The organism is Paenibacillus sp. NPDC058898 (assembly GCF_049316025.1).
GTDB lineage: Bacteria > Bacillota > Bacilli > Paenibacillales > Paenibacillaceae > Paenibacillus_AQ.
The window spans coordinates 483,089-505,052 of the sequence record NZ_JBMOSM010000005.1; the positions used below are offsets into that span (position 1 = coordinate 483,089).

At 47.3% G+C, this 21,964-nt stretch carries 23 protein-coding genes; 9 read left to right on the forward strand and 14 right to left on the reverse strand.

What is annotated here, in order from left to right; all coding sequences use genetic code 11:
* Positions 1-72: 72 nt before the first annotated feature.
* The 6 genes from ACOZB4_RS17065 to ACOZB4_RS17090 form a co-directional block, all read right to left on the reverse strand.
* Positions 73-573: a cupin domain-containing protein gene (locus ACOZB4_RS17065; RefSeq protein WP_083397623.1), complete on the reverse strand. Its 501-nt coding sequence runs from the start codon at positions 571-573 to the stop codon at positions 73-75.
* Between the two features lie 103 nt (positions 574-676).
* Positions 677-1,183 (reverse strand): EVE domain-containing protein, encoded by a 507-nt coding sequence (locus ACOZB4_RS17070; RefSeq protein ID WP_379413325.1) that lies wholly within the window; start codon positions 1,181-1,183, stop codon positions 677-679.
* Positions 1,183-1,725, reverse strand: coding sequence for a DinB family protein (locus ACOZB4_RS17075; RefSeq protein WP_379413124.1), 543 nt, complete (start codon positions 1,723-1,725; stop codon positions 1,183-1,185). Before ACOZB4_RS17075 ends, ACOZB4_RS17070 begins: the two co-directional genes overlap by 1 nt.
* A gap of 63 nt (positions 1,726-1,788) precedes the next feature.
* Complete coding sequence (locus ACOZB4_RS17080; RefSeq protein ID WP_379413120.1) at positions 1,789-2,736, reverse strand: helix-turn-helix transcriptional regulator; 948 nt, start codon at positions 2,734-2,736, stop codon at positions 1,789-1,791.
* An 80-nt stretch (positions 2,737-2,816) separates the two neighbouring features.
* The gene (locus ACOZB4_RS17085) at positions 2,817-3,566 is read right to left on the reverse strand and encodes a class I SAM-dependent methyltransferase (RefSeq protein WP_379413118.1); all 750 of its coding nucleotides are present in this window, start codon (positions 3,564-3,566) and stop codon (positions 2,817-2,819) included.
* A gap of 335 nt (positions 3,567-3,901) precedes the next feature.
* Positions 3,902-4,438 (reverse strand): hypothetical protein, encoded by a 537-nt coding sequence (locus tag ACOZB4_RS17090; protein ID WP_339268913.1) that lies wholly within the window; start codon positions 4,436-4,438, stop codon positions 3,902-3,904.
* Positions 4,439-4,544: 106 nt separating this feature from the next.
* On the opposite strand from ACOZB4_RS17090, the gene ACOZB4_RS17095 reads away from it, so the two are divergent.
* From ACOZB4_RS17095 to ACOZB4_RS17110, 4 genes are all read left to right on the forward strand, one after another.
* Positions 4,545-5,459, forward strand: coding sequence for a phosphatidate cytidylyltransferase (locus tag ACOZB4_RS17095; RefSeq protein WP_379413112.1), 915 nt, complete (start codon positions 4,545-4,547; stop codon positions 5,457-5,459).
* A gap of 413 nt (positions 5,460-5,872) precedes the next feature.
* A complete protein-coding gene (locus tag ACOZB4_RS17100) occupies positions 5,873-7,225 on the forward strand; it encodes a glycosyltransferase family 2 protein (RefSeq protein WP_379413109.1) in 1,353 nt (450 codons plus the stop codon).
* A 30-nt stretch (positions 7,226-7,255) separates the two neighbouring features.
* Positions 7,256-8,347 (forward strand): acyltransferase, encoded by a 1,092-nt coding sequence (locus tag ACOZB4_RS17105; protein WP_076323702.1) that lies wholly within the window; start codon positions 7,256-7,258, stop codon positions 8,345-8,347.
* Positions 8,348-8,353: 6 nt separating this feature from the next.
* On the forward strand, positions 8,354-9,517 hold the full coding sequence (locus ACOZB4_RS17110; protein ID WP_379413104.1) for a glycoside hydrolase family 18 protein: 1,164 nt from the start codon (positions 8,354-8,356) through the stop codon (positions 9,515-9,517).
* A 138-nt stretch (positions 9,518-9,655) separates the two neighbouring features.
* Here ACOZB4_RS17110 and ACOZB4_RS17115 read toward each other — a convergent pair whose 3' ends face one another.
* A complete protein-coding gene (locus ACOZB4_RS17115; RefSeq protein WP_379413102.1) occupies positions 9,656-10,963 on the reverse strand; it encodes a VanZ family protein in 1,308 nt (435 codons plus the stop codon).
* Positions 10,964-11,100: 137 nt separating this feature from the next.
* Positions 11,101-11,964: a LysR family transcriptional regulator gene (locus ACOZB4_RS17120; RefSeq protein ID WP_379413099.1), complete on the reverse strand. Its 864-nt coding sequence runs from the start codon at positions 11,962-11,964 to the stop codon at positions 11,101-11,103.
* Positions 11,965-12,117: 153 nt separating this feature from the next.
* Here ACOZB4_RS17120 and ACOZB4_RS17125 point away from each other — a divergent pair, with 153 nt between their 5' ends.
* The 3 genes from ACOZB4_RS17125 (at position 12,118) to ACOZB4_RS17135 (ending at position 14,711) form a co-directional block, all read left to right on the forward strand.
* Positions 12,118-13,107 carry a DMT family transporter gene (locus ACOZB4_RS17125; RefSeq protein ID WP_083659728.1) on the forward strand — a complete coding sequence of 330 codons (990 nt, stop codon included), beginning with the start codon at positions 12,118-12,120 and terminating at the stop codon, positions 13,105-13,107.
* Positions 13,108-13,449: 342 nt separating this feature from the next.
* A complete protein-coding gene (locus ACOZB4_RS17130; RefSeq protein ID WP_379413096.1) occupies positions 13,450-13,845 on the forward strand; it encodes a MerR family transcriptional regulator in 396 nt (131 codons plus the stop codon).
* 17 nt (positions 13,846-13,862) lie between these two features.
* Positions 13,863-14,711, forward strand: a complete 849-nt coding sequence (locus ACOZB4_RS17135; RefSeq protein WP_379413093.1) for an SDR family NAD(P)-dependent oxidoreductase — start codon at positions 13,863-13,865, stop codon at positions 14,709-14,711.
* A 50-nt stretch (positions 14,712-14,761) separates the two neighbouring features.
* Here ACOZB4_RS17135 and ACOZB4_RS17140 read toward each other — a convergent pair whose 3' ends face one another.
* The 4 genes from ACOZB4_RS17140 to ACOZB4_RS17155 all read right to left on the reverse strand — a co-directional run bounded on the left by ACOZB4_RS17140 (position 14,762) and on the right by ACOZB4_RS17155 (position 19,106).
* Positions 14,762-15,751 carry a phosphotransferase family protein gene (locus tag ACOZB4_RS17140; protein ID WP_422759579.1) on the reverse strand — a complete coding sequence of 330 codons (990 nt, stop codon included), beginning with the start codon at positions 15,749-15,751 and terminating at the stop codon, positions 14,762-14,764.
* A 253-nt stretch (positions 15,752-16,004) separates the two neighbouring features.
* Positions 16,005-17,483 carry a protein adenylyltransferase SelO gene (locus ACOZB4_RS17145; protein ID WP_379413087.1) on the reverse strand — a complete coding sequence of 493 codons (1,479 nt, stop codon included), beginning with the start codon at positions 17,481-17,483 and terminating at the stop codon, positions 16,005-16,007.
* A gap of 400 nt (positions 17,484-17,883) precedes the next feature.
* Positions 17,884-18,624, reverse strand: coding sequence for a Bax inhibitor-1/YccA family protein (locus ACOZB4_RS17150; RefSeq protein ID WP_379413084.1), 741 nt, complete (start codon positions 18,622-18,624; stop codon positions 17,884-17,886).
* Between the two features lie 119 nt (positions 18,625-18,743).
* Positions 18,744-19,106, reverse strand: coding sequence for a hypothetical protein (locus tag ACOZB4_RS17155; protein ID WP_379413081.1), 363 nt, complete (start codon positions 19,104-19,106; stop codon positions 18,744-18,746).
* 160 nt (positions 19,107-19,266) lie between these two features.
* Here ACOZB4_RS17155 and ACOZB4_RS17160 point away from each other — a divergent pair, with 160 nt between their 5' ends.
* Complete coding sequence (locus ACOZB4_RS17160) at positions 19,267-19,620, forward strand: helix-turn-helix domain-containing protein (protein WP_379413079.1); 354 nt, start codon at positions 19,267-19,269, stop codon at positions 19,618-19,620.
* Positions 19,621-19,696: 76 nt separating this feature from the next.
* On the opposite strand, the gene ACOZB4_RS17165 is transcribed toward ACOZB4_RS17160, so the two are convergent.
* The gene (locus tag ACOZB4_RS17165) at positions 19,697-20,569 is read right to left on the reverse strand and encodes an SMI1/KNR4 family protein (protein WP_379413076.1); all 873 of its coding nucleotides are present in this window, start codon (positions 20,567-20,569) and stop codon (positions 19,697-19,699) included.
* A gap of 202 nt (positions 20,570-20,771) precedes the next feature.
* On the reverse strand, positions 20,772-21,125 hold the full coding sequence (locus ACOZB4_RS17170; RefSeq protein ID WP_127592702.1) for a helix-turn-helix domain-containing protein: 354 nt from the start codon (positions 21,123-21,125) through the stop codon (positions 20,772-20,774).
* 338 nt (positions 21,126-21,463) lie between these two features.
* On the opposite strand from ACOZB4_RS17170, the gene ACOZB4_RS17175 reads away from it, so the two are divergent.
* Entirely contained in the window at positions 21,464-21,898 is a 435-nt protein-coding gene (locus ACOZB4_RS17175) for a VOC family protein (RefSeq protein ID WP_379413322.1), read from the forward strand.
* The last annotated feature ends 66 nt before the right edge of the window (positions 21,899-21,964 follow it).

Sequence of the window (21,964 nt, forward strand, 5' to 3'; positions counted from 1 at the left end):
CTCAAGAGGCTCCACCATCTGTTGTAGCAGACGGGGAGCCTCCTGAGTTGCTTCTAACGGCTAATCTTTATGTTATTTCACCCATTTATGCAGAAGTGGTCCTTCCTCTCCAAAAACAGGGTCCATATCCGGGACGGGCACGCTTCGGATTTCGTTGATCGCCTGCGCCCGATCCGTCGGGTTCCGCTCCCTCATATTTGGCGTATTCCCTTCGGGATAGGCACCAATCACTTCAAAATCAGGGGTGCTGGTGAGCTTCATATGTGCAGTGCCCGCCGGCAAAACAATCACATCACCGGTGGCAAGCTCTAGCCGTTCTCCTGCATCGCCGCCCACAAGAACGGTCGCGCTTCCAGACCGTACACCCAGGACCTCATGTGTGTTGCTGTGATAATGATGGTAATCGTATACGCCGCCTGCCCAGCTTCCGCTCCAGTGATGCCGGTTGAAGGCAGCCTCCAAGCCGCTCGGGTCATCTGCGAATACTCCATTGTATACAATGACCGGCAGATCGGGATTATTCGGAACCTCTCCATCATCCTTCACGAAAAATGATCGGACATGTACTTCCACGATCATCCGCTCCTTTCAACTCATTGATGCACTCGTAGTACCAGTACCCGGGACGAGCCGTTTTCAAACCGAGTTGTCCAAAAATAAATGTTATGGAGAACGGTCAAAGCGAGTTAACCGTTCTTTGTGGTATCATGTCCGAGCCGCCCAGCATGGCCTCCGCAACCATCAGGAAATCCTCTCGTTTGATCTCCAAATGCCCATAACGAAAGGCATAGCCCCAATTTCGCTTCCCTCGCGTAAAGCTAAGCTGGTCCAATAGACAGGCTATTTTGACTTCCTGACCGGGAATATACCGGATATCCCGGCGCAAGGGGACGAATGATGCCGTCATTTGATACTCGTAAACTCGATCATTCACAACCTGGCCCATGGCTGTAAAAGCTTGGAGTGCCTCCCCAGACCTCAATTCGGTGCGCGGGGAATAATAGATCAGCCAATCTCCTTCGCGCATACGCCGCAGTGGAGCCGATTTACCATGACATAGTTGGGCGAATCCCCCTTCCATCCCCAATTTCACATGCGATTCGGATACCACTCCAATCCAATAACGGGTCCGCTCTTCTAATTGCTCCAACACATCCTGGTAGTCCACGACCTGACGTTCCATCATACACGCTGCTGCTCCAAGGCTTGTTTCAACCGGTCTAGCTGCCGGACATGATGCCGATAATGCATCTCGATGAGCAAAAACCACTCTTGGGCATGCAATCCTCCGAAACTCGGATGAGGGACGGTATGCTGCAGGGATGCCTCTCCAAGCATTGGCTCGGTTTGTCTCATTCGTTGGACGACAGTATCCAAACCTTGAATCAACTGCTCTTTCGTTGCAGGCTGCTCCGGGGTGTATTGGGGAGACGGCGGAACCTGAATACGGATGGGAGGGAAACTGCCCTGTCCGAATATTGCCATACCTACTTCCTTTTTTCCCGCTGAAGAGACTGCTGCATCCTCAATCGGGTTTAAACATAACTCAATATTTCGCAGATGCATGGATAACGCGGATTGAATCAAGTGCTGATACATTTGCCCGATCGACCACTCGTCCTCTGCTTGTCTGTACTTTAATTCCTCCATGCTGAAACCATCCAACTCCTGTAGATACACCTGCACCGTCTCTTCAAACCGCGGCAATGCTTCCGTTGTATTCATATCTACCACTCCCATGAATCGTCTTTGTACCGAATATACAAAAACGCTACTGACAACGTCATGTCAGTAGCGTTTTAACATCTTTTCCGCCTCGTCGCGGATCCGGTCACGGAGGGATTCCGGCTCAAGGACAACGACGTTCGATCCCCAGCCGAGCACCCACTGCATAATCTCCTCCGGCCGGCGAACGCGGAAGCTCATAAGCAACCCGTCCTCGCATTCTTCCAATGTCTCCATGTAATAATTACCTGATTCCTTAACTCGATCCGCAATATCGGGACTTGCCAGAACCCGCACCCGCAGGTTACGGTCATCCGGAGGTCGATAGTCCTCCAAGTTAAAATCCGGCGGCATCTCAAAACGTTCGTCAAGGACCGTCAGATCCTTCATGCGGGACAGCCGAAAATGACGAATGCCTTGCCGGAGGTCACACCGGGCAACTAATGTCCATGAACCTTGAAGAAATGCCAGTCCGTAAGGAGCTGCAGAGCGAAAGCTCTTTCTGTCGCCTTGGGAGTCGGGCATCTTCTTCATATAATGGAATTCTATCTTACGCCCTTCCAGTATGGCTCGGCGAACCACTTCAACATAGTCCTTTTCTTCTTCTGAAGTTGTCTTGTTACCGGGAGTAATCAGCCGCATGGTCTTCCGAACACGCGAAGCATCGGCGCGGACAGGCTCCGGCAGAATAGACTCTATCTTTTTGCGGGAAGCCTGAGCCTTCAAACCATATCCTTCGTCAAAGCGTTGTTCGATGAAATCCGTTCCAATGAGCAGCGCCACGGCTTCCTCCGCCGTGAACATGACCGGTGGCAGAAAATACCCCGCCATTAACGAATACCCTTGCCCGGGAGCTCCCATCACGGGTACGCCCGCTTCGCTAAGGGCCTGAATATCCCGGTAGATGGTCCGGACGCTCGTCTCGAATATGGATGCCAAATCTTCGGCCCGCACAACCTTTCGCTGCTGCAGCTCAAGCACGATAGCCAGCATCCGGTCTGTCTTGTTCATGCTGCTGTACCTCCCGTTCCATTATTAAAGCCGGTGCTCTATTATTCTGCAAACAGCGAAACCAGTCAAGAAGGTCCGGCCTAAACCTCTCCCCAGTACACCTTCGTCTCATAATCAAAAAACACGCAGCCAGCCTGCTCATTCCGTTCATATATCGTCCGCAGTTCGTTCATCATCGGCTCGTAGTTCGGATGGCCCGGCAGCGGAGCGTAAGAGGACGAGTGCAAACGGCCGCATAATCCCTCATAATCAAACGTCTGCCGATTGAAGAATTTCGCCTCCTTCATGTCCCCCGCCTGGAAAAAAGAAGCCAGCGTTTCGTGCGCAATATTCTTCTGATCCACTACTTTATAATCGGTGCCATAGGTAAGGAGCAGCTGCTCATACGCTTCCAGAAACGGCGTTCCCTGCGTGAGCCTGGAATTCCAGATCAGGGCAACCTTCCCGCCCGGTCTCAGGATCCGCCGGAATTCCGATTGGGCGGCATCACGGTCAAACCAATGAAAAGCCTGGGCGCTCACGATATGATCCACGGATTGATCAGGCAGTCCCGTCACTTCGGCTGAACCCGTAACCATTCGATAGCCGGGCTCGCCTCCAAGGTCCGACTCGGCAGCTTCCCGCATCGCCTGATTGGGTTCCACGGCAGTTACGCGGCTCCCCCGCTTCAGCAGCAGCTTCGTGAAGATCCCCGTCCCGGCCCCAATGTCGGCAATCTCTCCGTCCAATCCTACCGTATCATACAAATAATCCATGACCTCTTGCGGATAACTCGGGCGATACTTCGTGTACGAATCGACGCGATTCGAAAACCGTTCCTTGCTGTTCATCCTAACCACGCTCCCATCAAGATATAAGCGAAATCCAGACAACGACGATTGTAGTTTCATTAGATGAAACTTAATTTCATTTTCCAACTCCATTTTATAGCAACACTCGCTAATTAGCCAGCATTTATTGCCTCACACCTAACCAGATCGGCGGGTGCCTCATTTTGAGCACTTACAATACAGAAAACCCCGCATTCGCCTGGACAGGTGAACCGAGGTTATTTGGGATTCAATTAGAACGGACTGCCTGTCGAGCTGAGTCGTGATTGTCGTCGCCGCCACCTGCAAAATATGTTACAGCAAACAGGCTGCCGAAACCTGACGTGAAGTTGTACCTAGGGCTCATACTCGCTCAGCTTCCCCTCATAGATCAGCTGCAGGCGCTCGCTTTGGCGAAAATCGTCCGGCGTCACCAAGGCGGGCAGCTTATCCCATAGCCTGACTCCGGACCGCTGCAGAATCTCTGCCACGAATTGCGAACAAAAGTAGGAATTGCTGAATTCGATCGGTTCCTTTAGCGCGATGCCCAGGACGCCCAATATATTATAAAAATACTTTTTGTCCTTTCGGATAAAAGCCTGCAGGACCCGCTTCATTTTCGCGATGTCGCGTTCCGACACCTGAAGCTCATAGATGACGCACGTCGTGTTGGGATATTTGCTGAACGTTCCCGTCTTCAAATCCTCCTTCACGAATCCGCCGTTCAGAGGATTGTTCGGATTCTTCCTCCCGAAGCTATATAACTCCGACAACTCCCGGTTAAAGGATATCGAAGCGTGGTTGTAAGGTGCTCTCGTGTAGCCCTGAATGACTTTCGTAAAGAGCGTGCCGGTATTGGTAAGCAGTATAAAGACCGAGCGATCATCTACCATTTACGAAATTTCCCCTTATCCGTATTGAATTATTCCTTCATAATAACATATGATTCCTTTAGTAGAACAAGAATGATACCCGTGACAAGTTGGTGATGATAGGCATATGGACAGCTCGCTTTTAACCTTAATCCTGATATTCTCCGTCTTATCGGTCATCCAGCTCCTCTATTACGTGATGAGCAAGACGCAGCCGAATATCGACTATACCGAAGTCGGATTTCGCATCAAAACCTGGTGGGGCATGCTGGTCATCTTCTGCTTGGCGACGCTTCTGAATCCCGTGGTTTCCCTGCTATCCCTCATGGTGCTAACCTTCTTTACACTCAAAGAATATTTCTCGATGATCAAGACACGAAAAGCCGATCGTCGTTTATTTCTGTGGGCGTATTTAACCATACCCGTTCAATTCTATTGGATCTATATCGAGTGGTACGGGATGTTTATCGTGTTTATTCCGATCTATGTATTCCTGGTGCTGCCGCTTCCGCGGCTGATCAACAAAGGCACTGTCGGATTTATGCGCAGCGTCAGCTCAACCCAATGGGGCCTGATGCTTATGGTGTTCGGTCTCAGCCATCTGGCCTATTTCCAGTTTGCCACGCCCCAGTATGGAGCAGGGCTCGTGCTGTTTCTCGTCGTTTTAACGCAGCTGAACGATGTGGTGCACACGCTCGCCTCCCTCTATTTTGGCAGACGAAGAATTGTGCCTACCTCCAACCCAAATCTGACTTGGGAAGGCTTTGCCTGCGCGTTTATCGTAACCACTGCAAGCTCCTATCTCATCTATCCCTATCTGACGCCGCTCAGCCCGACATTTGGCCTTCTGTCCGGCATGCTCATCAGCCTCGGCGGCTTCTTCGGCAGCTTGACGGTTTCGGTGCTGAAGCGCGATTTGTTAATCGGAGATGACGGACGGTTTGATGCCTTGAAGAAAAGCTATCTGAGCCGCGTCGACAGCCTGACTTATACCTCACCGATCTTTTTTCATTTCATCCGTTACTTTTATGACTTTATGTAGTACCTCAGATAACCACAGGTATACAAGCCATAACCATGCGAGCTTAGGCTCAACTTGGTTATGGCTTTTGTCAGGTATAGATTTCCGTGCTTAATCACTTTAGCCCCCTAAAATATAGAAAGTTGAACCAAAACAGAGACTGCTCTCGAAAAGCATCTATGTATTCGTTTTCTTGCTCCATAGAGCGGTTTTACATTTAGGAGCCAATTACGATAGTTTATTACATAGGGTGTCATATGGGTTTATATGGAATGAAAGGTTTTAAATGGAGATGATATTATCCCTTTATACCTGGATTTTGTCCCTTGACATTGCTTGCTATAGAAAAAGCGCATACCTAATCCGAGTCCCATAGAGTAGGCGCACCATACTGGTCTTCACAAAGAGAGACAGAGAAGAGAGGAGTGAGGAGTTTGCAGTACTTTTTTTATGGACTAGCCAGCGTATTCCTTGTGTTTCAAACCCTGTATACGTTCATCCCGCTGCTATGCAGCAAGGTGAAGAAGCTGAATCCTGGTCTCGTCGAAAAATCAATCTCTGTGCTCGTCCCCGCTTACAATGAGGAGCTGACGATTCGGAATTGCATCGATGCCATGGCCGGCTTGCATTACAGCAACTATGAAATCATGATCATCAACGATGGCTCCAAGGATAGGACGTTATCCGCGCTTGACGAACTCCTGGATTTGGAGCCGGATGGCAGGATGGCAGACAGTAAACTGACTTATAAGCCAATAAAAGGATTCTATCGCTCGCATCGATACCGCCATATTTACGTTATCGATAAGGTGAATGGCGGAAAAGCGGACTCGCTGAATGCAGGCATCGATTATGCCGCCTCTGATATCGTCATCACCCTGGATGCGGACAGCATGCTGGAAGCCGACTCGCTCAAGTACGTGAATCAATACTTTCACGATGACGAGATCATTGCGCTGGGCGGTACCGTCAAAATTGTACAGGGTGCCGTGCGGGATAAGAACGGTGCCATCATTGAGAAGTTTCGCGGAAAAGGGCTCATCAAGAGCCAGATCATCAATTATACGCACGGCTTCTACGTCCGCAAACTCACGCAATCGTATTTTAATTCGATCGTAGTGATTTCAGGCGCTTTTGGTGCCTTCTATAAAGACGTTCTCGTTCATGTTAACGGCTTCCGCAGCACGGTGGGGGAGGATATCGACATTACGCTGAAAATCCACGAGTACATCAAAGCCAATCAATTGAAGAAAAAACTCGTCTACGCCCCTGAAGCGGTATGCTACACCGAATGCCCGGAGAATCTTCCCAACTTCTATAAGCAGCGCATTCGCTGGCAGAAGGCGTTTATTGACTGCATTCTCATCTATTGGTCCAGACTGTCCCGGAAATTCAGCGTCAGCGTGAGCCTGTTCTTTGCGATAGATGGGTTTATGCTGGGGACGCTCTCGGCGTTTACGACGATATTTTATCTGGGGCAGACGCTGATCGTTGGCGGGAACATCCTGCATGCGATCATCTTCCTGCTGATGAGCGTGCTGCTGAATGCCGCGCAGATCATCATCGCCCTGTACTTATGCCGCAAATATGGCAGTACGTATACGTTCTCCGATTATGTGAAGATGTTCTTGTTCAGCCAAGCGGAGCTGTTAACCTATCGAAATTTGCTGCTGTACATTAACATTGCGGGGACATTCAAATATTTTGACAATGATGAGGGCTGGGGCTTCGTGGAGCGTAAAGGCGTGGCCGCCATCAGCCAGAACATTGCCGCAGGATCGAATTAACTTATGGTGAAGGAGGCTGCCTGAAACAGCATGAGTCCCAATAAAAGAATTATCTATGTCGATATTCTAAGAATTCTATCCATTGTTGCCGTCATTATTCTGCATTACACAGCGGAGGTGCTGACCAGCACCAATGATTTCAATTCCTCCTCCTGGTGGATCAGCAACGGGTTCAACTCCATATCCCGCTTCGCCGTACCGGTCTTCTTCATGATCAGCGGAGCGATGATCCTGCGCACGAAGATTACATCCTACCGGGAGTTCTATACCAAGCGCGTCGTACCGCTGCTCATTCCCCTTCTGACCTGGTCGCTTATCTATGGCTTGTACAATCAATACTATCTGATGCGAAGCAAGCTGAATGCCTATGAGTTCGTTGTTGACTTCGGGTATCGGCTGCTGACCGACCGGAATTATGTGCATCTGTGGTTCCTGTACGCCATTATAGCCATCTATATGACGGTGCCGCTGATGAGCAAATTCATCAAATCCTGCAGTGAGAAGGATCTGCGGTATTATCTGCTCCTCTGGTTCATCGTCAGTATTGCCTATCGCTTCATCTCGGATGCCGTATTCCGTGCAACGGATCAATACATCAACATTCCGATCATGAACATCCCGTTCTTCATGGGCTTTCTCGGCTATTTTATCCTGGGGTACTATCTATTCCATTTTGAACTACCGCTCAAGGCAAAAAACATACTATACAATCTGGGCATCATCTCATTCTTTATCACGCCGGTAGCCACCTATTTTGTCTCGCTGCGCAGCGGTGTCCTGGATGAGATGTTCTACGGCAACTATTCCGTCACTACCTTCTTCATGGCTGTCGGGTTGTTTATCTTCTTTAAGGAGAAGGAGGCCAAGATCAGCGATCAAGTGAACCATAAAATCCAGAAATTGATCAGCTCGGTCTCCCGGGCCAGCTTTAGCATCTATCTGATTCACCTGCTGGTCGAAATGATGTTATCCGGCCGAACCGAGGTCGAGGCCACGTTTCTGGAGGCCTCCCTCAGTCTGATCGTGAATATCTCCATCATCTTCGCCATCAGCTACATCACCGTCAAGGTGCTGAACCTAAGCAAAACGGCAACCTACATTCTATTCGGCGGGCGGGGTTAAAGGACGATGAGAATCACGATATATACGAAAATATTCATTGTGGTGCTGCTTGCGGGCATGGGTCTCTATTTCTATCAGATCCTCGCTGCGGAAGAGCGGAAAATCACGGCGGTATACGTGGAGGCCTGGCAGGATTACCGAAACATCAAGCTATCGGAGAAAGGCGTGGACATCGCGTTCATCGCTTTTGCCAAGATCAAAGGAACGGATCTCTATTTCCATGAAGACAGCACGACCAACAACCAGATCAAAGAAAACATCAAGCAGTTGAAGGCGGCCAATCCGAAGACCCAAATGGTGCTGGCCGTAGGTGGTTACGGTGCAGATGGCTTCTCCGACGCTTCGCTGGACGGCAACCGGTACCTCTTCACCGAGAGCATCATCAACCTGGTCAAGGAACTGGATTTAGACGGCGTGGATATCGACTGGGAGTATCCGGCGTTCCATGCCTGGAACACGCAGAAGGCCCGCCCGGAAGATACGAAGAATTTCACCAGCCTGATGAAGGAACTACGGGAGAAGCTGTACAGGCTGCCTCACAAGAACAAGAACTATCTGCTGACGTTCGCCTCTGGAACCCAGGACTGGTATTTCCAAAATGTCGAGGTCAAAAAAGTGGAGAAATACGTGGATTACATCAACGTCATGTCCTATGACCTGACAGGCAAGTGGTCTGACACCACAGGCTTTAACTCCAATCTGTATGTGGACAGCCAAGGGAAATCCAAACACTCCATTGATGGAATTATTTCGATGTATCTGGACCATGATATCGACAGCAAGAAACTGCTGCTCGGCGTGCCCGCTTATTCGTACGGCTGGAAAAACGTGAAAAAGGCCAAGAATGTTAAAGACGGCCTCTTCGCTCCTGGGACGCCAATCGACATCGACAAGGTGAACCTCAATTATAAGCAGATCGAGAAAGCCTACCTGAACAAAAATGGCTTCAAGCGTTATTACGACAACAAAGCCAAAGCCGCCTACCTCTATAACGGCAATACCTTCATCAGTTACGAGGATAAAGAAGCCTTGAAGGAGAAGGTGGCGTACATCCAGAGTAAGGATCTTGGAGGCGCGATGGTCTGGCAGTACTCCCAGGACGCGGAGGACGGCATCGTGAAGTATCTGACGGAGCATTTGAATGAGAGGCAGCAAGCCGCCAAACGATAATATAAGGCATACAGTACCTTTTCTCAAAAAAAGCCGATGATCCTCGCAGTCGAGTGCGGGTCATCGGCTTTTTATATTCTGTCATCCCCTGCGTGTGCTTGTTGCGGCCGATTCATCAGTATTCTATATTTTCGTTTATTACATTTCACCAGTGATTCTTACAGCCTCTATGTGACTATAACGATTAAAATAAAGATCTTTGTCCTTTTTGATCCATCTGATCACGATATGACAGAAGAGAAAGAACCATAACAGAGCTGTAAGAAAAACCACTCCAATTACAAATAAGTTGGCTAGAAGATCTTCACCCATTTGATTAGAAAATATCTTCGATAATGCTGAGAGCAATAAAGGCATGTAAACAATGATGTAGCGTCGGCTCAAGCTTCCTAACCAGTTCCCCTTTTCCGGAAGTAATCTCATGCGAACGATCTTAGAACCCACCGTATGTCCTTTCCAAATCACAGGGATAACTACCATAACCACAAAGAAAACAATGGCAAAGATGATCTCCTCAACAAGTACTCCTGGTTTCTTCAGCAACCCGAATATAAAGCTGGTTATCACTCTGGCAATAATAATATTTAGAAGAACCTCCATGAGTTGGGCACCAAAAGTTGCTTTTCTCTGATTGTTAAAGAAGTGGCTTTGCTCACTAAGGGTTTCCCTCGATGGAATTAACACCAAAAACATGGGAGCGAGTATAAAGCCTAGTACAGTCCCCACCGTATTTGTCATCAAGTCATCTACATCAAATATACGATAGGGGCATTCAAAAAAGCCAAACAAAGCGGTTCGTTGGGTTATTTCAAAGAAAAGCGAAACACTAAATCCAATAAGAGCAGCATGAAACCATTTAGCTTTCCCCTTAAAAAAGTACCTCAGAAAGACACCTAAAGGAAACAAAAGCAAAACATTAAAAAACATTTGATAAAAGGCCCGCGTCGTTATCAAGTCGATATAACTTGAAGGCACCGCCCAATGAAATCCGCTTTCACGTTGAATATCCCGTATAAATTGAAAAGGACGATTTTGAATAAAAATCGCGCCGGGATCAATCGAAGCACAATTATTCCGAGCACTGGGTATTGGAAAAATCACTAAGAAGAATGCACTTAATCCATAAAAGATAAAGCTTAAGATAAGCAATGTTCTCCAAAAGCTAAAGTACCCATGTTTACGGTACTGATAAACGGCCCATGGAAGCGTCAAAATGAAAGCTAATAAAAAACAAATGGCTATCGCAACGAAAATAGGCAATACATATGCTTGCATTTCATTCTCCCTTTCTAATAAACAAGCCGAGGAATATAATAACAGGAAATTTGAATGAATTTCAATCACTATATTCTTCCCAAATAATGATCCGTCATCCCAGTAAAACAATAATAAACTGTCTCTTTCTGCTCTGTGATAGATGAAAAAAGCCCATGGGTTGAAATCCATGGGCTTCCTAAATTCTTTATTTCCATATACACCCGGCTCTCCCTCCTAGTGTTGCAGAGTGGGGGCGGGTCCTATTTTCGCATTGCGGGTCCGATCAAGGGCTAAGAGTCCCGCTTTAATGGGCCTCTGGCAACCGTTCATGTTCCAGTCCTGGTTCGAGCAACAATTTCATCCATAAAGCATTGTAATGTGCTCGTTACATATGAATCTTTTCGCCGAATAAAAATAGTTGTGATTTCATGGTAAGGTTCAGGTATGCTATGGCAGAATACCGTTCCATTCTCAACCAGATTGGAAATAGATGACTCCGGGATAATCGTGATTCCTATTCCTGCAGCTACACTGCCTATAATCGTCCCGAACGTTCCAAACTCCATGATCTGTTTGGGAATAATCCCCTCGGCCTTCATCCAGCTTTCCAGTCTATCGCGATACCCGCAGCCTTTATTGTACAGCAATAGAGGCCTTTTCGTTATTTCCTCCAGGGAAAAGGTTTTCTCTTTAGTTACAAGTACCAGCTTTTCTTGAATAACCTCAACCTGTTCGATTAATGGATGCCTGATAGGTCCTGTCACAAAGGCTCCATCCAGCTTCATATCAATCACCTGTTGTAACAGAAGATCGGTAACCCCGGCTTTTAATGATAATTCAACATTGGGGTACTTACGATGATAAGCCGATAAAATATATGGAAGAAACATCACCGTCTCCACAATCCCAATTTCCAGAACACCAGAGGGATTCGATGTATCTTGAAACGTACGTTTCAGTTCTTCCACTCCGGACAAGATCTCCCTCGATTGTTCTAACAACCGCTTTCCTTCCGTGTTTAAGATCATCCCTCGCTTATGCCGATAGAACAATGGCGTCCGAAGCTCTTTCTCAAGCAGCTTAATTCTGGCTGTCACATTGGATTGAACGTAGTTTAGCTCCAATGCGGCTTTACTGACACTTCCATACGTAGCAACAGCCTGAAAAATTTTCAAATCATTAAACTCCAATCTAACCCCCCCTGCTCTCTGGTACGTATTCACACCTGCGAAGTATCATTATAAATGATCATAAACTTTATTTTCAATCATTTTACTAAAACCTTTCGCCCTCCTATGATGAGTTATACACAAACAAAGAGTTGGCAGGGAGAGAGACATTACATGCTAAAGAAACAAATCGTCATCGGGTCCATGCTATGCCTGATCGCAAGTATGTCATGGGGGGCTATGTTTCCCGTTGCACACATCGCGCTGCAGCAAATTGATCCATTCTATTTTTCGTTTATCCGTTATTTCGTCGTTGCCGTCATCCTCAGCGTGTTGCTGTGGATGAAAGAGGGGAGAGCCTCCTTTCGTCTGGAGGGAAGAGGCAAGACATTATTGTTCTTGGGAACGATGGCATTTACGGTCTACAATATGTGCATTTTCCTTGGACAGCAGCTCATGGGTGAGGCAGGTGCTGTCGCAGCCTCTATTATGGAGTCACTCATGCCGATGATATCCATTATGATCTTGTGGATCACCTCCAAAAAAACGCCGAATAAATACATGCTTAGAAGTGTAGCTATCGCGTTTGTCGGTGCTGTACTTGTGATCACCAACGGGAAACTTACCTTTTTCAAAATGGCTGGACAACATCTTGTTCCTTTATTTCTGATTTTTGTTGGGGTATTGGGATGGGTGGTGTATTCGATGGGGGGAAGCCGATTCAAGAATTGGTCGATCCTGCGTTATTCTACGCTAACCTGCTTGCTAGGAAGCGCTGTGTCCTTCGTTATCGTTACGCTTGGGTCCGTCTTTGATTTGATTCCTGTTCCAACATGGAACACGATTCTCTCGGTTAAATATGAAATGTCTTTCATGATTTTATTGCCCGGGCTAGCAGCCTTGCTCTGCTGGAATCAAGGGATCAAATGGTTATCACCGCTTAACGGCATATTATTTATTAATTTTGTTCCCATTACCACATTCGTTATTATGGCTCTTCAAGGCTACCAAATCAGTAATTATGAATTTTATGGAACGCTGCTCATTATCTTTGCCCTTGTACGAAACAATGCGTACCAGAGGAAAACCATACGTGTTAATGATAACAGAGCTTATTCTGTTGCCCATGAGCCTAAAGATGAGATCATGGAGACTGCCCGGTGAGATATCGGACAGCTCAGGCACTATAGCATATTCAGCCTGTTCCGGGGAATGCGCAATCCGCACCAGAATCTCAACGACTTCCTTGATATCAAAATTCATAATCCCTCAGCTCCCTTTCCATCCATTCCATATGAATATCCAGTCGGCTATTCGCTGTGAAATTTTGGATTCTCCCACTGGCATAGCATCATTTCTTCTGGCAGCATGGGAGTCTCCCTTCCGAAGTGATAAAGCATTCCGGTAATTGATTGCCACTCAAAAAATCGATATTGACTTGGTGTTAACACCAAGTTGTACGATATTATGGCAACGGATTCCCTGTTGCAGAAAAGAGGTGAACTTATGGGAGACACATTCTCCATCAAACAAGTGTCTGAACGAACCGGATTGACCGAGGATGCCATTCGCTATTACGAGAAAATCGGGCTCCTCCCCTCTCCCAAAAGGAAAGATAACGGCCATCGTGTCTATCACATAGAGGATGCCGAAATTATGGAGTTGATCACGTGCCTGAAGAAGACCGGCATGTCGCTAGTGGATATGAAAGCCTATGTGCATCTTCCCTTTAAGGAAAATATTCAATCCGTTCCGGAACTTAACGCCATGCTCCAGAGTTACCGTCTGAAAATTACCGATCAGATTTCGGACCTGCAGCGCATTCTGCAGTTCATCGACGACAAGTTGAACTATAATCAGTCCCTGCTTAATCCCGATAGGGCAACCAGCGAAGAATCTTAAGTATAGGAGATATACACATGACACCTAAAAGAAATAATAGTGTCGCCTTGATCACGGGCGCAAGCTCCGGCATTGGCTTGGAGCTAACCAAGCGATTGTTATCCGAAGGCTGGCGGGTCCTCGCTTTGATCCGTTCTGCTTTTCCATCCGACGATTCCCTTGTACAAGAGGGCCTTAGATCACAGCAGCTGAGAGTATACACGGCCGATTTATCGGATTTCACGGATCTCCAAGCCTCGCTGGATCAGATCAAGAAACACGAGGATCATATCGACCTGCTGTTTAATAACGCAGGTGTCTCCTTCGGCGAACTATCCTATTCCAAACAAGGGCGCGAGATGCATTTTGAAGTAAACTCTGTGGTGCCATATGTCATCTTGATGGAAATGAAAGAGCTTCTAGAGAAGGGCAGCCTCAAGACGGTAATCAATACATCCTCCAATGCTTTGTTGTATCTCAAACAGTTCGATTACCGTACATTGGCTGCCCCTACCGTGTTCAAGAAGCTGGTTGGGCCTTATGCCGCGAGTAAATTAGCCCTATCGTTGTGGACTCAGGAGATCGCCCCTTCCATGCAGGCAGATGGCATTACGATCCGAAGCGTCTGTCCGGGAGGGAATAAAACAACCATGACCAAAAACGCCGGGATGCCAAAATATATGATCCCGATCCGTAACCTGTTCTTCTCCCCTCCCAGTGAAGGAGCTTCACGTCTGTATGAAGCAGCGCTAGGTCAATCCCGACAATCGACGGGGGTCTTTCTCAACAAGGGTAAAGCAACGCCTTTGAAATTCTCGAGCCAAGGTTCAGAGCTGCTTAGCACGATAGACCTAATCTATAAGCAGGAGTTTGCAGCCATATCTTAAACCCATGCAGCAGAGTTAATAATGTTTTCAGCCCATCTCATGAAGGCCTGTTATCGGGTTTGCTGCCATTCCTCCATGAATCGCAGGGTGTTGCGTGCGTGATAATCGGCTAAATTTCGAGCAAACGCCTGATCCGGGAATCCACGGTGAAGCAGCTTCAGGCCGCCCGAGGTTAATGAGATATAGTGATGCAGACGGTAAAATAACATCCGATTCGGATCAAGCCCATCATGTCGCAAATACCGGTAATGCTCCCCGAATCGAAGCTCAAGAAATGTATGCTCATGCTCGATGTCGAAGAATTGCGCACCTTCAATATCAATCAGATAGGGCTCTAAACGGTCTGTAACCAGGACATGATCAGGTCCCAGCTCACCGTGGATAAAGCCATATCGCTTGCGGGAATCTATCCTGGATTCCAGCTCATGCAATACAGCGAGCAGCCTGTCGTGATTCTTCCGGATACTCTCGTTATGCAGGACGATGTGGGAAAGCTGTTCCTTCGCATTTTTCAACTGCACATGATGGCATCGTTCCCGTTGATTCCCGCTTTGATCGGGTTTTCCATAGTGCTGTCTGTGGTTTGCATGCATGCGTTCGATCATGTGACCCAACCGTTCGAAGACCTCATCCTGAACCCGTTGATCCGGGTGCTGAAAGTAAGCTTCCGCCTTCTGCCCTTCTATATATTCAACAAGAGCATAGTCAAACGGGTAACTGTCCTGTTCCGTGTGAAGATCATATAGAGCAGGCGTAGAAATACCATGATCCCTTAACCATCGGTTATTGCTTTCGAACGAATGGCCCCCAAAGGACCGTTCCTGCACACTCTCGTTTGCTATTTCTTCCTGAAAATAATTCTTCGTCAAATCCCACACATACAGCACGCATGGGAATCCATTTTGACATTGGATCTTATAGACAACCTTTTGCGCCCCGCCATGCATCTTCGTTACATCCGCCACCACATAACCGGTACCCAAAACCTTCCCGACATACTCCTGTACATCTGTTTCATCGAGGTGACAAGTCCAAGTCATGAAACCACGCTCCATTTCATTTGTTTTTGCCGGCTCCCCCACTCTATGGCATTTCCGGGCAAAAATATAGACTGTTTCTTTCGGTTCTGCTATGATGTTGAATAAGGTCTCGAAAAAAATAGCCATACGATTTATAGCCCTTGGATACCGGTCCAGGGGCTTTTTTGATGCATCTCGACTCATGAATGATGAAAGGCCAAGCAAGGTAATTCTTGCTTGGCCTCATTGAGGTTCTCGGAGCATTCCCGTACCCTTACGTCCCGCAAAAGGTTCGGTATGGACGGGACAGCTCGGGAACGATAGCATATTCCGTCTGTTCCGGGGAATGTGCGTATGGATTGGACAGCGCATGGAGCAGCTGCTCCATCACACTATAGTCCCCTTCCAGCTCCGCTGCTTCCAGCGCTTCCTCCACCCGATGGTTCCGGGGAATGACCGCCGGATTGCTGCTGCGCATTAAGTGATGGGATTGTTCCTTCGATTCCTGCTGGCTGCCAAGTCTCGCCTGCCAGCGCTCATACCAGGAAGCCAATTCCGGCGTGCCGTTTAGAGGTGTATCCTCCAGCTTGTCAAACGTTAACGCACGGAAGGTATTGGTATAATCCGCCTGGTGATTTTTCATCATCTTGAGCAGGTCTTCGATCAGAGACTCGTCTTCCTCCTCTTCGTGGAAGATCCCTAGCTTGGCTCTCATGCCTGCAAGCCACTGCTCGTGATACAGATCGGTAAAGGTTCCGATCGCACCCTCGGCCAGCTTGACGGCCTGCTCCTCTTCTTCATGCAGCAGAGGCAGCAGGGATTCGGCCAATCTTGCGAGATTCCAAGCCGCAATATACGGCTGGTTGCCATAAGCATAGCGGCCTTGAGAATCGATGGAGCTGAATACCGTATTCGGGTCAAAGGTATCCATGAAGGCACAAGGGCCATAATCAATCGTTTCGCCGCTGAGGGTCATATTATCGGTATTCATCACACCATGGATAAAACCAACGAGCTGCCACTTGGCGATTAGAGCGGCCTGACGCTTGATGACCTCCTGAAGCAAGACCAGATAACGGTTGGCGCCGTCACTAAAGTCAGCCTCCGGGTAATGCCGCTGCAGAGTATAGTCCGCCAGAATCCGCAAATCCTCGGTTGTGCCCGCTCCCCTTACATATTGAAACGTCCCCACTCTCACATGACTCGCGGCCACGCGGGTCAGAATCGCACCTGGCAGCTCCCTCTCCCGAGTGACCGGCTGACCGGTGGATATCACCGCCAGGCTGCGGGTGGTCGGAATCCCCAACGCATGCATGGCCTCGCTGATGATATATTCGCGCAGCATCGGACCCAGAGCCGCCCGACCATCGCCTCCACGGGAGTACGGCGTCCGGCCCGAGCCCTTAAGTTGAATATCCATACGCTCACCTTGCGGCGTGATTTGTTCACCCAACAGGATCGCACGGCCGTCGCCCAGCATCGTAAAATACCCGAATTGGTGCCCGGCATAAGCCTGTGCGAGTGGTGATGCCCCCTCAGGTATCTCGTTGCCCGCGAGCATCGCTGTACCCTCCGGGCTCTTCAGTCCCCCGGCGTTTAAACCCAAGGATGCCGCCAACGGCTCATTAAGGATTACCAACTCCGGTGAGCGCACAGGGGTGGGATCTTGTTTGGTAAAAAAGGACTCCGGCAGCTTGGCATAACTATTGTCAAAATTCCATCCTATATCAATCATGGCTTTCTTATGGGTCATGGGATCTCCTTCTTCAAGCAGTATGATGATGACAGTATCTACTTATTATTTAAACACAAGTCGCTCTTTGTAGGGTTTACTGAAGGAAATTTATTATTCTGCTGGTTCAAGGCCATATCCATTCCATAAGAAAAACGTCTATCGACGTACTCTCTCAGTAGACAGACCGCGTTTAGCAGAGGTTTTTCTTGCGAGATAAGGATGCTAAGCCTCGGATGTTTATACTTTCTTATCTCTTAAGAAAAACGTCTATCGACGTACTCTCAAAGAAGAAAGACCGCGTTTAGCGGTAGTTTTTCTTGCGATATCAGGCAGCAGCTCCTCCGAAGTTTAAACTTCTGATATCTTAAAAAAATCGCTGTCGAGAATGCCTCGACAGCGATGTTGACCAATCCAGATATTAATCCCGATTCGCCAGCTTCGCCAGCAACCGGATTATTTCGATATACAACCATACGAGCGTAACCAACAAACCGAAAGAGCCGTACCATTCCATATATTTGGGCGCACCTTGCTGTGCTCCCTCTTCGATAAAGTTAAAATCGAGTATGAAATTCAGAGCAGCAATGATGATGATGACAACCGAAATTCCGATGCCGATCGGAGTGCTGTCATGCAGGTAAGGCACCGCCACACCGAACATGCCCAGAACGAAGCTAAACAGGTATACAAGCGCAACGCCGATGGTTGCTGCAATGATCCCCTTTTTGAAGCCTGCGGTTGCCCGGATCAGACCTGTTTTATAAGCGAGCAGCATACCGAGGAATATGCACATCGTCAGTAAAGCCGCTTGCAAAGTGATTCCATAGTACAGATTTTCGTAATACGCGGATAATGCACCGAGGAAGAATCCTTCCACAATCGCATAGATAGGTGCCAAGTAAGGTGCTGCCTTTGGCACAAAGCTGATGATCAGCGCCAGAACAAAGCCGCCTATGGCTCCCCCGATCATGAACGGGAATACATCATACCCATTAAAATACATAACCCATGAAATGACCGCCGCCCCGATCAGCAGCGCGAGCAGCATGAACGATTTGTTCACCGTTCCGCCAATCGTCATCGTTTCCTGGCCGTTATAATACCCACTTCTCTCAAATGTTTCTTCGTTTAGTGTCGGATTCCCACTGCGCCCTATCAATTAAATGCCTCCCTAACTTTCTTTTTTGTATCCATTTTAGCACAGGTTGGAATATTTTGGGATGCAAAAAATATTGCATCACGGATGATTTGGAATTGGGTCCAACTCATTGGGGAACTCTATTGATGAAACCGATAAAATCCATAGATCTGAAAATCATGAAGATCTTCTTCTGCAATCCAGACCATAAGTCTTTTTTGTGCTGCACATCGAACTTCCTTTTTGTTCCCGCAAACATCCATGAATGCAAAGATGGCTTCGTCCACCAGATAATTTACTTTAACAATAAACAAATTGACGTGAAGGCTCCCAACGATGTTATTCATCAGACGATAAATCTCCTCACGAAGCCTTTTATTGACCTCCTCAGCTTCACGCTGAATAGCTGTAAGCAATACATAATCGATTACTAAGCGCTCCCCGTAGAAGTATGCCTGATTCTCATCATCCAAAGATTCTAATAAAACATTCAGATATTGCATTCTTTGTGCACCTTATCCTTTAGCTAAAGTTAAAGTTGGAGACACTTGGATGTATAACTTCATTTTAGTGTATATAAGCACTATTTACAATTAAATATCGAATATTATATTCTGTTTGTTCCCATACTACTTCTTTAATCTGGAATAGAGGTGGTTAAAGATGCTCCTGAAAATGATAGGTGAACGAATCAAGCTGCTTAGAAAAAAACAGGGAATGACACAGGAGGAATTAGCAGAGAAGGCTGGGATTAACGCCTCTTACATAGGAACGGTAGAACGCGGGGAACGAAATATATCCATTGAAACACTGGAAAAGATCATCGAGGGACTGGGAGTATCGTCAGCAGCTATGTTCCAGTTCCACGAGACAGAGAGTCTGGATACCGCAAGTGAGAAGGCAGAGGTCCTAGAATCCATCAGCTCGCTGATTTATTCTCGTACATTGGCTGAAAGTAAGCTGCTCTTTCGTGTACTTAAAGACATCGTAGATACTATGGATCATCGGGAGAACTAATATTACCCCCATCTTACATATACAAAGAAAAAGCATCCCCCACTCAGGAGATGCTTTATTCATTTTATACTTAATGTTATTTTTCCAAGCCGCCAATGAAAGCCTCAAAGTTCGAAGCAAGTCGGGTTATTTTGTAATCATTGGCCTTGTCCACATGGATAACCTCGGGCTCCCCGTCATTACCGGATGAACGGTAATCCAGCATTACAACCTCGGACTGGGAAGGACAATCGCAAATGACCACGCCAATCTCAGGGTATCCGCCATTCTCGATCATAAAACGGCTGCCCAAGCTTCCGCACAATGATTTTTTCTTCTCTCGTCCAATGCCCAAAACACCTGTGATTTCAATATAATCCTGCGCTCCATCCCCGATAGGGAACTTTCGGTTCCGGGGAATCCCGCCATTATGTAATTTCATTGCTTGAATATAAGATGCGGGAAGCTTGAAGACCAGCGCTTCCTCCACGGATTCAATCAATTCATCCGTAGGCGGAGCCGATACGTATTGGTCTGCCTCAAGGGCACTATCATCCCAGAAATTCAGCACATCAGGGTCCGTATAAGACACCGCAGTGGACTCCTTAACAGGTTTCGGAGCGGTCTTGTTCCGAATCCACTCCAGAAACTCTAACGTATCCTCATCGCCGGGATCCAGATGATCGGCCACTTCAAATGCTTTCCGGGCATCTTCATACCGATCCAAGTAATAATAAGCGAGCCCTATGCGGTAATGCCACAAAGGATCATCCTTACCCTCTTCTTGAATAGATAGGAATTGCTCAACCGCCTCTTCATAACGTTCAAGATTATTCAACGCTCTGCCCAAATGGCTGATCAGCTCATAATCCCGCTCATCCTCAGGGATCTCCATAATCGCATCTACGATTTCTTCGAACTCATCCTCTTCGTGCCACTCTTCCAGCTGCTCCAAAAGCTCCTCACTCATCGTTCATGCCTCCCACTCTAATCATCCTTTCTGAAATTATACCATTCCAGCTTGGCCCTCTCCAGCATGGAAGACTGGAGCACTTGCAATACAGATAAACTTAATGATGTTTACGAATTTGTTCAAAGGCAGTGTTACGGGAAGAGTACGCATTATAATAGTTCAGCCCACATTAACCGCCAGCATGGAGTCGACAAATAATCTATGTAGATGCGTTACCTCTTAAAATTTCCCTCAGCACATTTTTAGCCAAACGCAGCTTCTCATCATTGGCTTCATGAAGTAATCCAACAATATCTTGAATATCGCTCTCCGTAGAGGTAACCAAAAACTCTTCATCCACATATGCAAATAGCTGAATCAAACTGACATCAAGAGCCCCAGCAATCTTATACAAATTTAATAACGATACATTCTTTTCACCACGTTCAATCTGTCCTATATATGAAAAATGAAATCCACCCTTCTCACCAAGTGCTTCTTGCGACAAGCCCTTCTCCTTGCGTAGAGCACGTATCCGGGTTCCTACAAGCTTTAATATTTCCTTATCTATCACGGCATTCACCTCTTCATGTCAAAAGTGTAGACAAGTTTCATCGAGGCAAACACCAAACAATAAATATTATTGTTTAAATTGATATCCATAGATATTAAAATGTATATAACACTCCCCAGTTTAGAGGTCGTGAAGGAAGAAGATATGGATCGGCTGATAAAAAGAACAGAAGAGGTTTTAAGGGAATTATGTAGGAGAATGTGATACGGTTCCTTATCTGCATCCCGAATAATCCTTCTGCCCAGAAAAAACCAAAACACTGACATAAAGCCGTCAGTCATCGCAGCTCATAATAGCTATAAAACCAACCATAACGGGTTATAGGAGGAAAATAAATGATGAGCACACACCCAACATTGCGAGGATTTGCGACCATTAGTTACTGGGCGGATGATATGGACGCGGCAAAGGGTTGGTATTCGGATCTGCTGGGTATAACACCTTATTTCGAACGTTCGGGGCCCGATGGTCAACTGGCCTATGCTGAATTTCGGATTGGAGACTACCAGCACGAGTTGGGTCTCATCGATCGCCGTTTTGCCCCTGCGCAACCAACGTCCGGCCCCGGCGGAGCGATCATGTATTGGCATGTCGATGATATAGAAGCCACCCTCAGCCAATTAAAATCCATGGGTGCTGTAGAGTACGAACCTCTCGTACACCGGGGAGAAGGATTCATCACGGCATCCGTCACGGATCCATTCGGCAACGTGCTGGGAATTATGTACAATGCTCATTATTTAGAGATAGTGAATTCAAGAAGCCGGGGGTGACCCAAAAACATGGCAATCGATAAAATGTTATACGTGCAAACTTGGCAAGATTGGCGGAAGTGGTTA

What these genes read in the sequence shown, in the direction of transcription:
- ACOZB4_RS17070 (WP_379413325.1), bottom strand. Translation starts at nt 1,183, where the DNA reads ATGGAACGTCAGGTCGTGGACTACCAGGATGTGTTGGAGCAATTAGAA.
- ACOZB4_RS17075 (WP_379413124.1), bottom strand. Translation starts at nt 1,725, where the DNA reads ATGAATACAACGGAAGCATTGCCGCGGTTTGAAGAGACGGTGCAGGTG.
- ACOZB4_RS17080 (WP_379413120.1), bottom strand. Translation starts at nt 2,736, where the DNA reads ATGAACAAGACAGACCGGATGCTGGCTATCGTGCTTGAGCTGCAGCAG.
- ACOZB4_RS17085 (WP_379413118.1), bottom strand. Translation starts at nt 3,566, where the DNA reads ATGAACAGCAAGGAACGGTTTTCGAATCGCGTCGATTCGTACACGAAG.
- ACOZB4_RS17090 (WP_339268913.1), bottom strand. Translation starts at nt 4,438, where the DNA reads ATGGTAGATGATCGCTCGGTCTTTATACTGCTTACCAATACCGGCACG.
- ACOZB4_RS17095 (WP_379413112.1), top strand. Translation starts at nt 4,545, where the DNA reads ATGGACAGCTCGCTTTTAACCTTAATCCTGATATTCTCCGTCTTATCG.
- ACOZB4_RS17105 (WP_076323702.1), top strand. Translation starts at nt 7,256, where the DNA reads ATGAGTCCCAATAAAAGAATTATCTATGTCGATATTCTAAGAATTCTA.
- ACOZB4_RS17110 (WP_379413104.1), top strand. Translation starts at nt 8,354, where the DNA reads ATGAGAATCACGATATATACGAAAATATTCATTGTGGTGCTGCTTGCG.
- ACOZB4_RS17115 (WP_379413102.1), bottom strand. Translation starts at nt 10,963, where the DNA reads ATGGATTTCAACCCATGGGCTTTTTTCATCTATCACAGAGCAGAAAGA.
- ACOZB4_RS17125 (WP_083659728.1), top strand. Translation starts at nt 12,118, where the DNA reads ATGCTAAAGAAACAAATCGTCATCGGGTCCATGCTATGCCTGATCGCA.
- ACOZB4_RS17130 (WP_379413096.1), top strand. Translation starts at nt 13,450, where the DNA reads ATGGGAGACACATTCTCCATCAAACAAGTGTCTGAACGAACCGGATTG.
- ACOZB4_RS17135 (WP_379413093.1), top strand. Translation starts at nt 13,863, where the DNA reads ATGACACCTAAAAGAAATAATAGTGTCGCCTTGATCACGGGCGCAAGC.
- ACOZB4_RS17140 (WP_422759579.1), bottom strand. Translation starts at nt 15,751, where the DNA reads ATGACTTGGACTTGTCACCTCGATGAAACAGATGTACAGGAGTATGTC.
- ACOZB4_RS17145 (WP_379413087.1), bottom strand. Translation starts at nt 17,483, where the DNA reads ATGACCCATAAGAAAGCCATGATTGATATAGGATGGAATTTTGACAAT.
- ACOZB4_RS17155 (WP_379413081.1), bottom strand. Translation starts at nt 19,106, where the DNA reads ATGCAATATCTGAATGTTTTATTAGAATCTTTGGATGATGAGAATCAG.
- ACOZB4_RS17160 (WP_379413079.1), top strand. Translation starts at nt 19,267, where the DNA reads ATGCTCCTGAAAATGATAGGTGAACGAATCAAGCTGCTTAGAAAAAAA.
- ACOZB4_RS17165 (WP_379413076.1), bottom strand. Translation starts at nt 20,569, where the DNA reads ATGAGTGAGGAGCTTTTGGAGCAGCTGGAAGAGTGGCACGAAGAGGAT.
- ACOZB4_RS17175 (WP_379413322.1), top strand. Translation starts at nt 21,464, where the DNA reads ATGAGCACACACCCAACATTGCGAGGATTTGCGACCATTAGTTACTGG.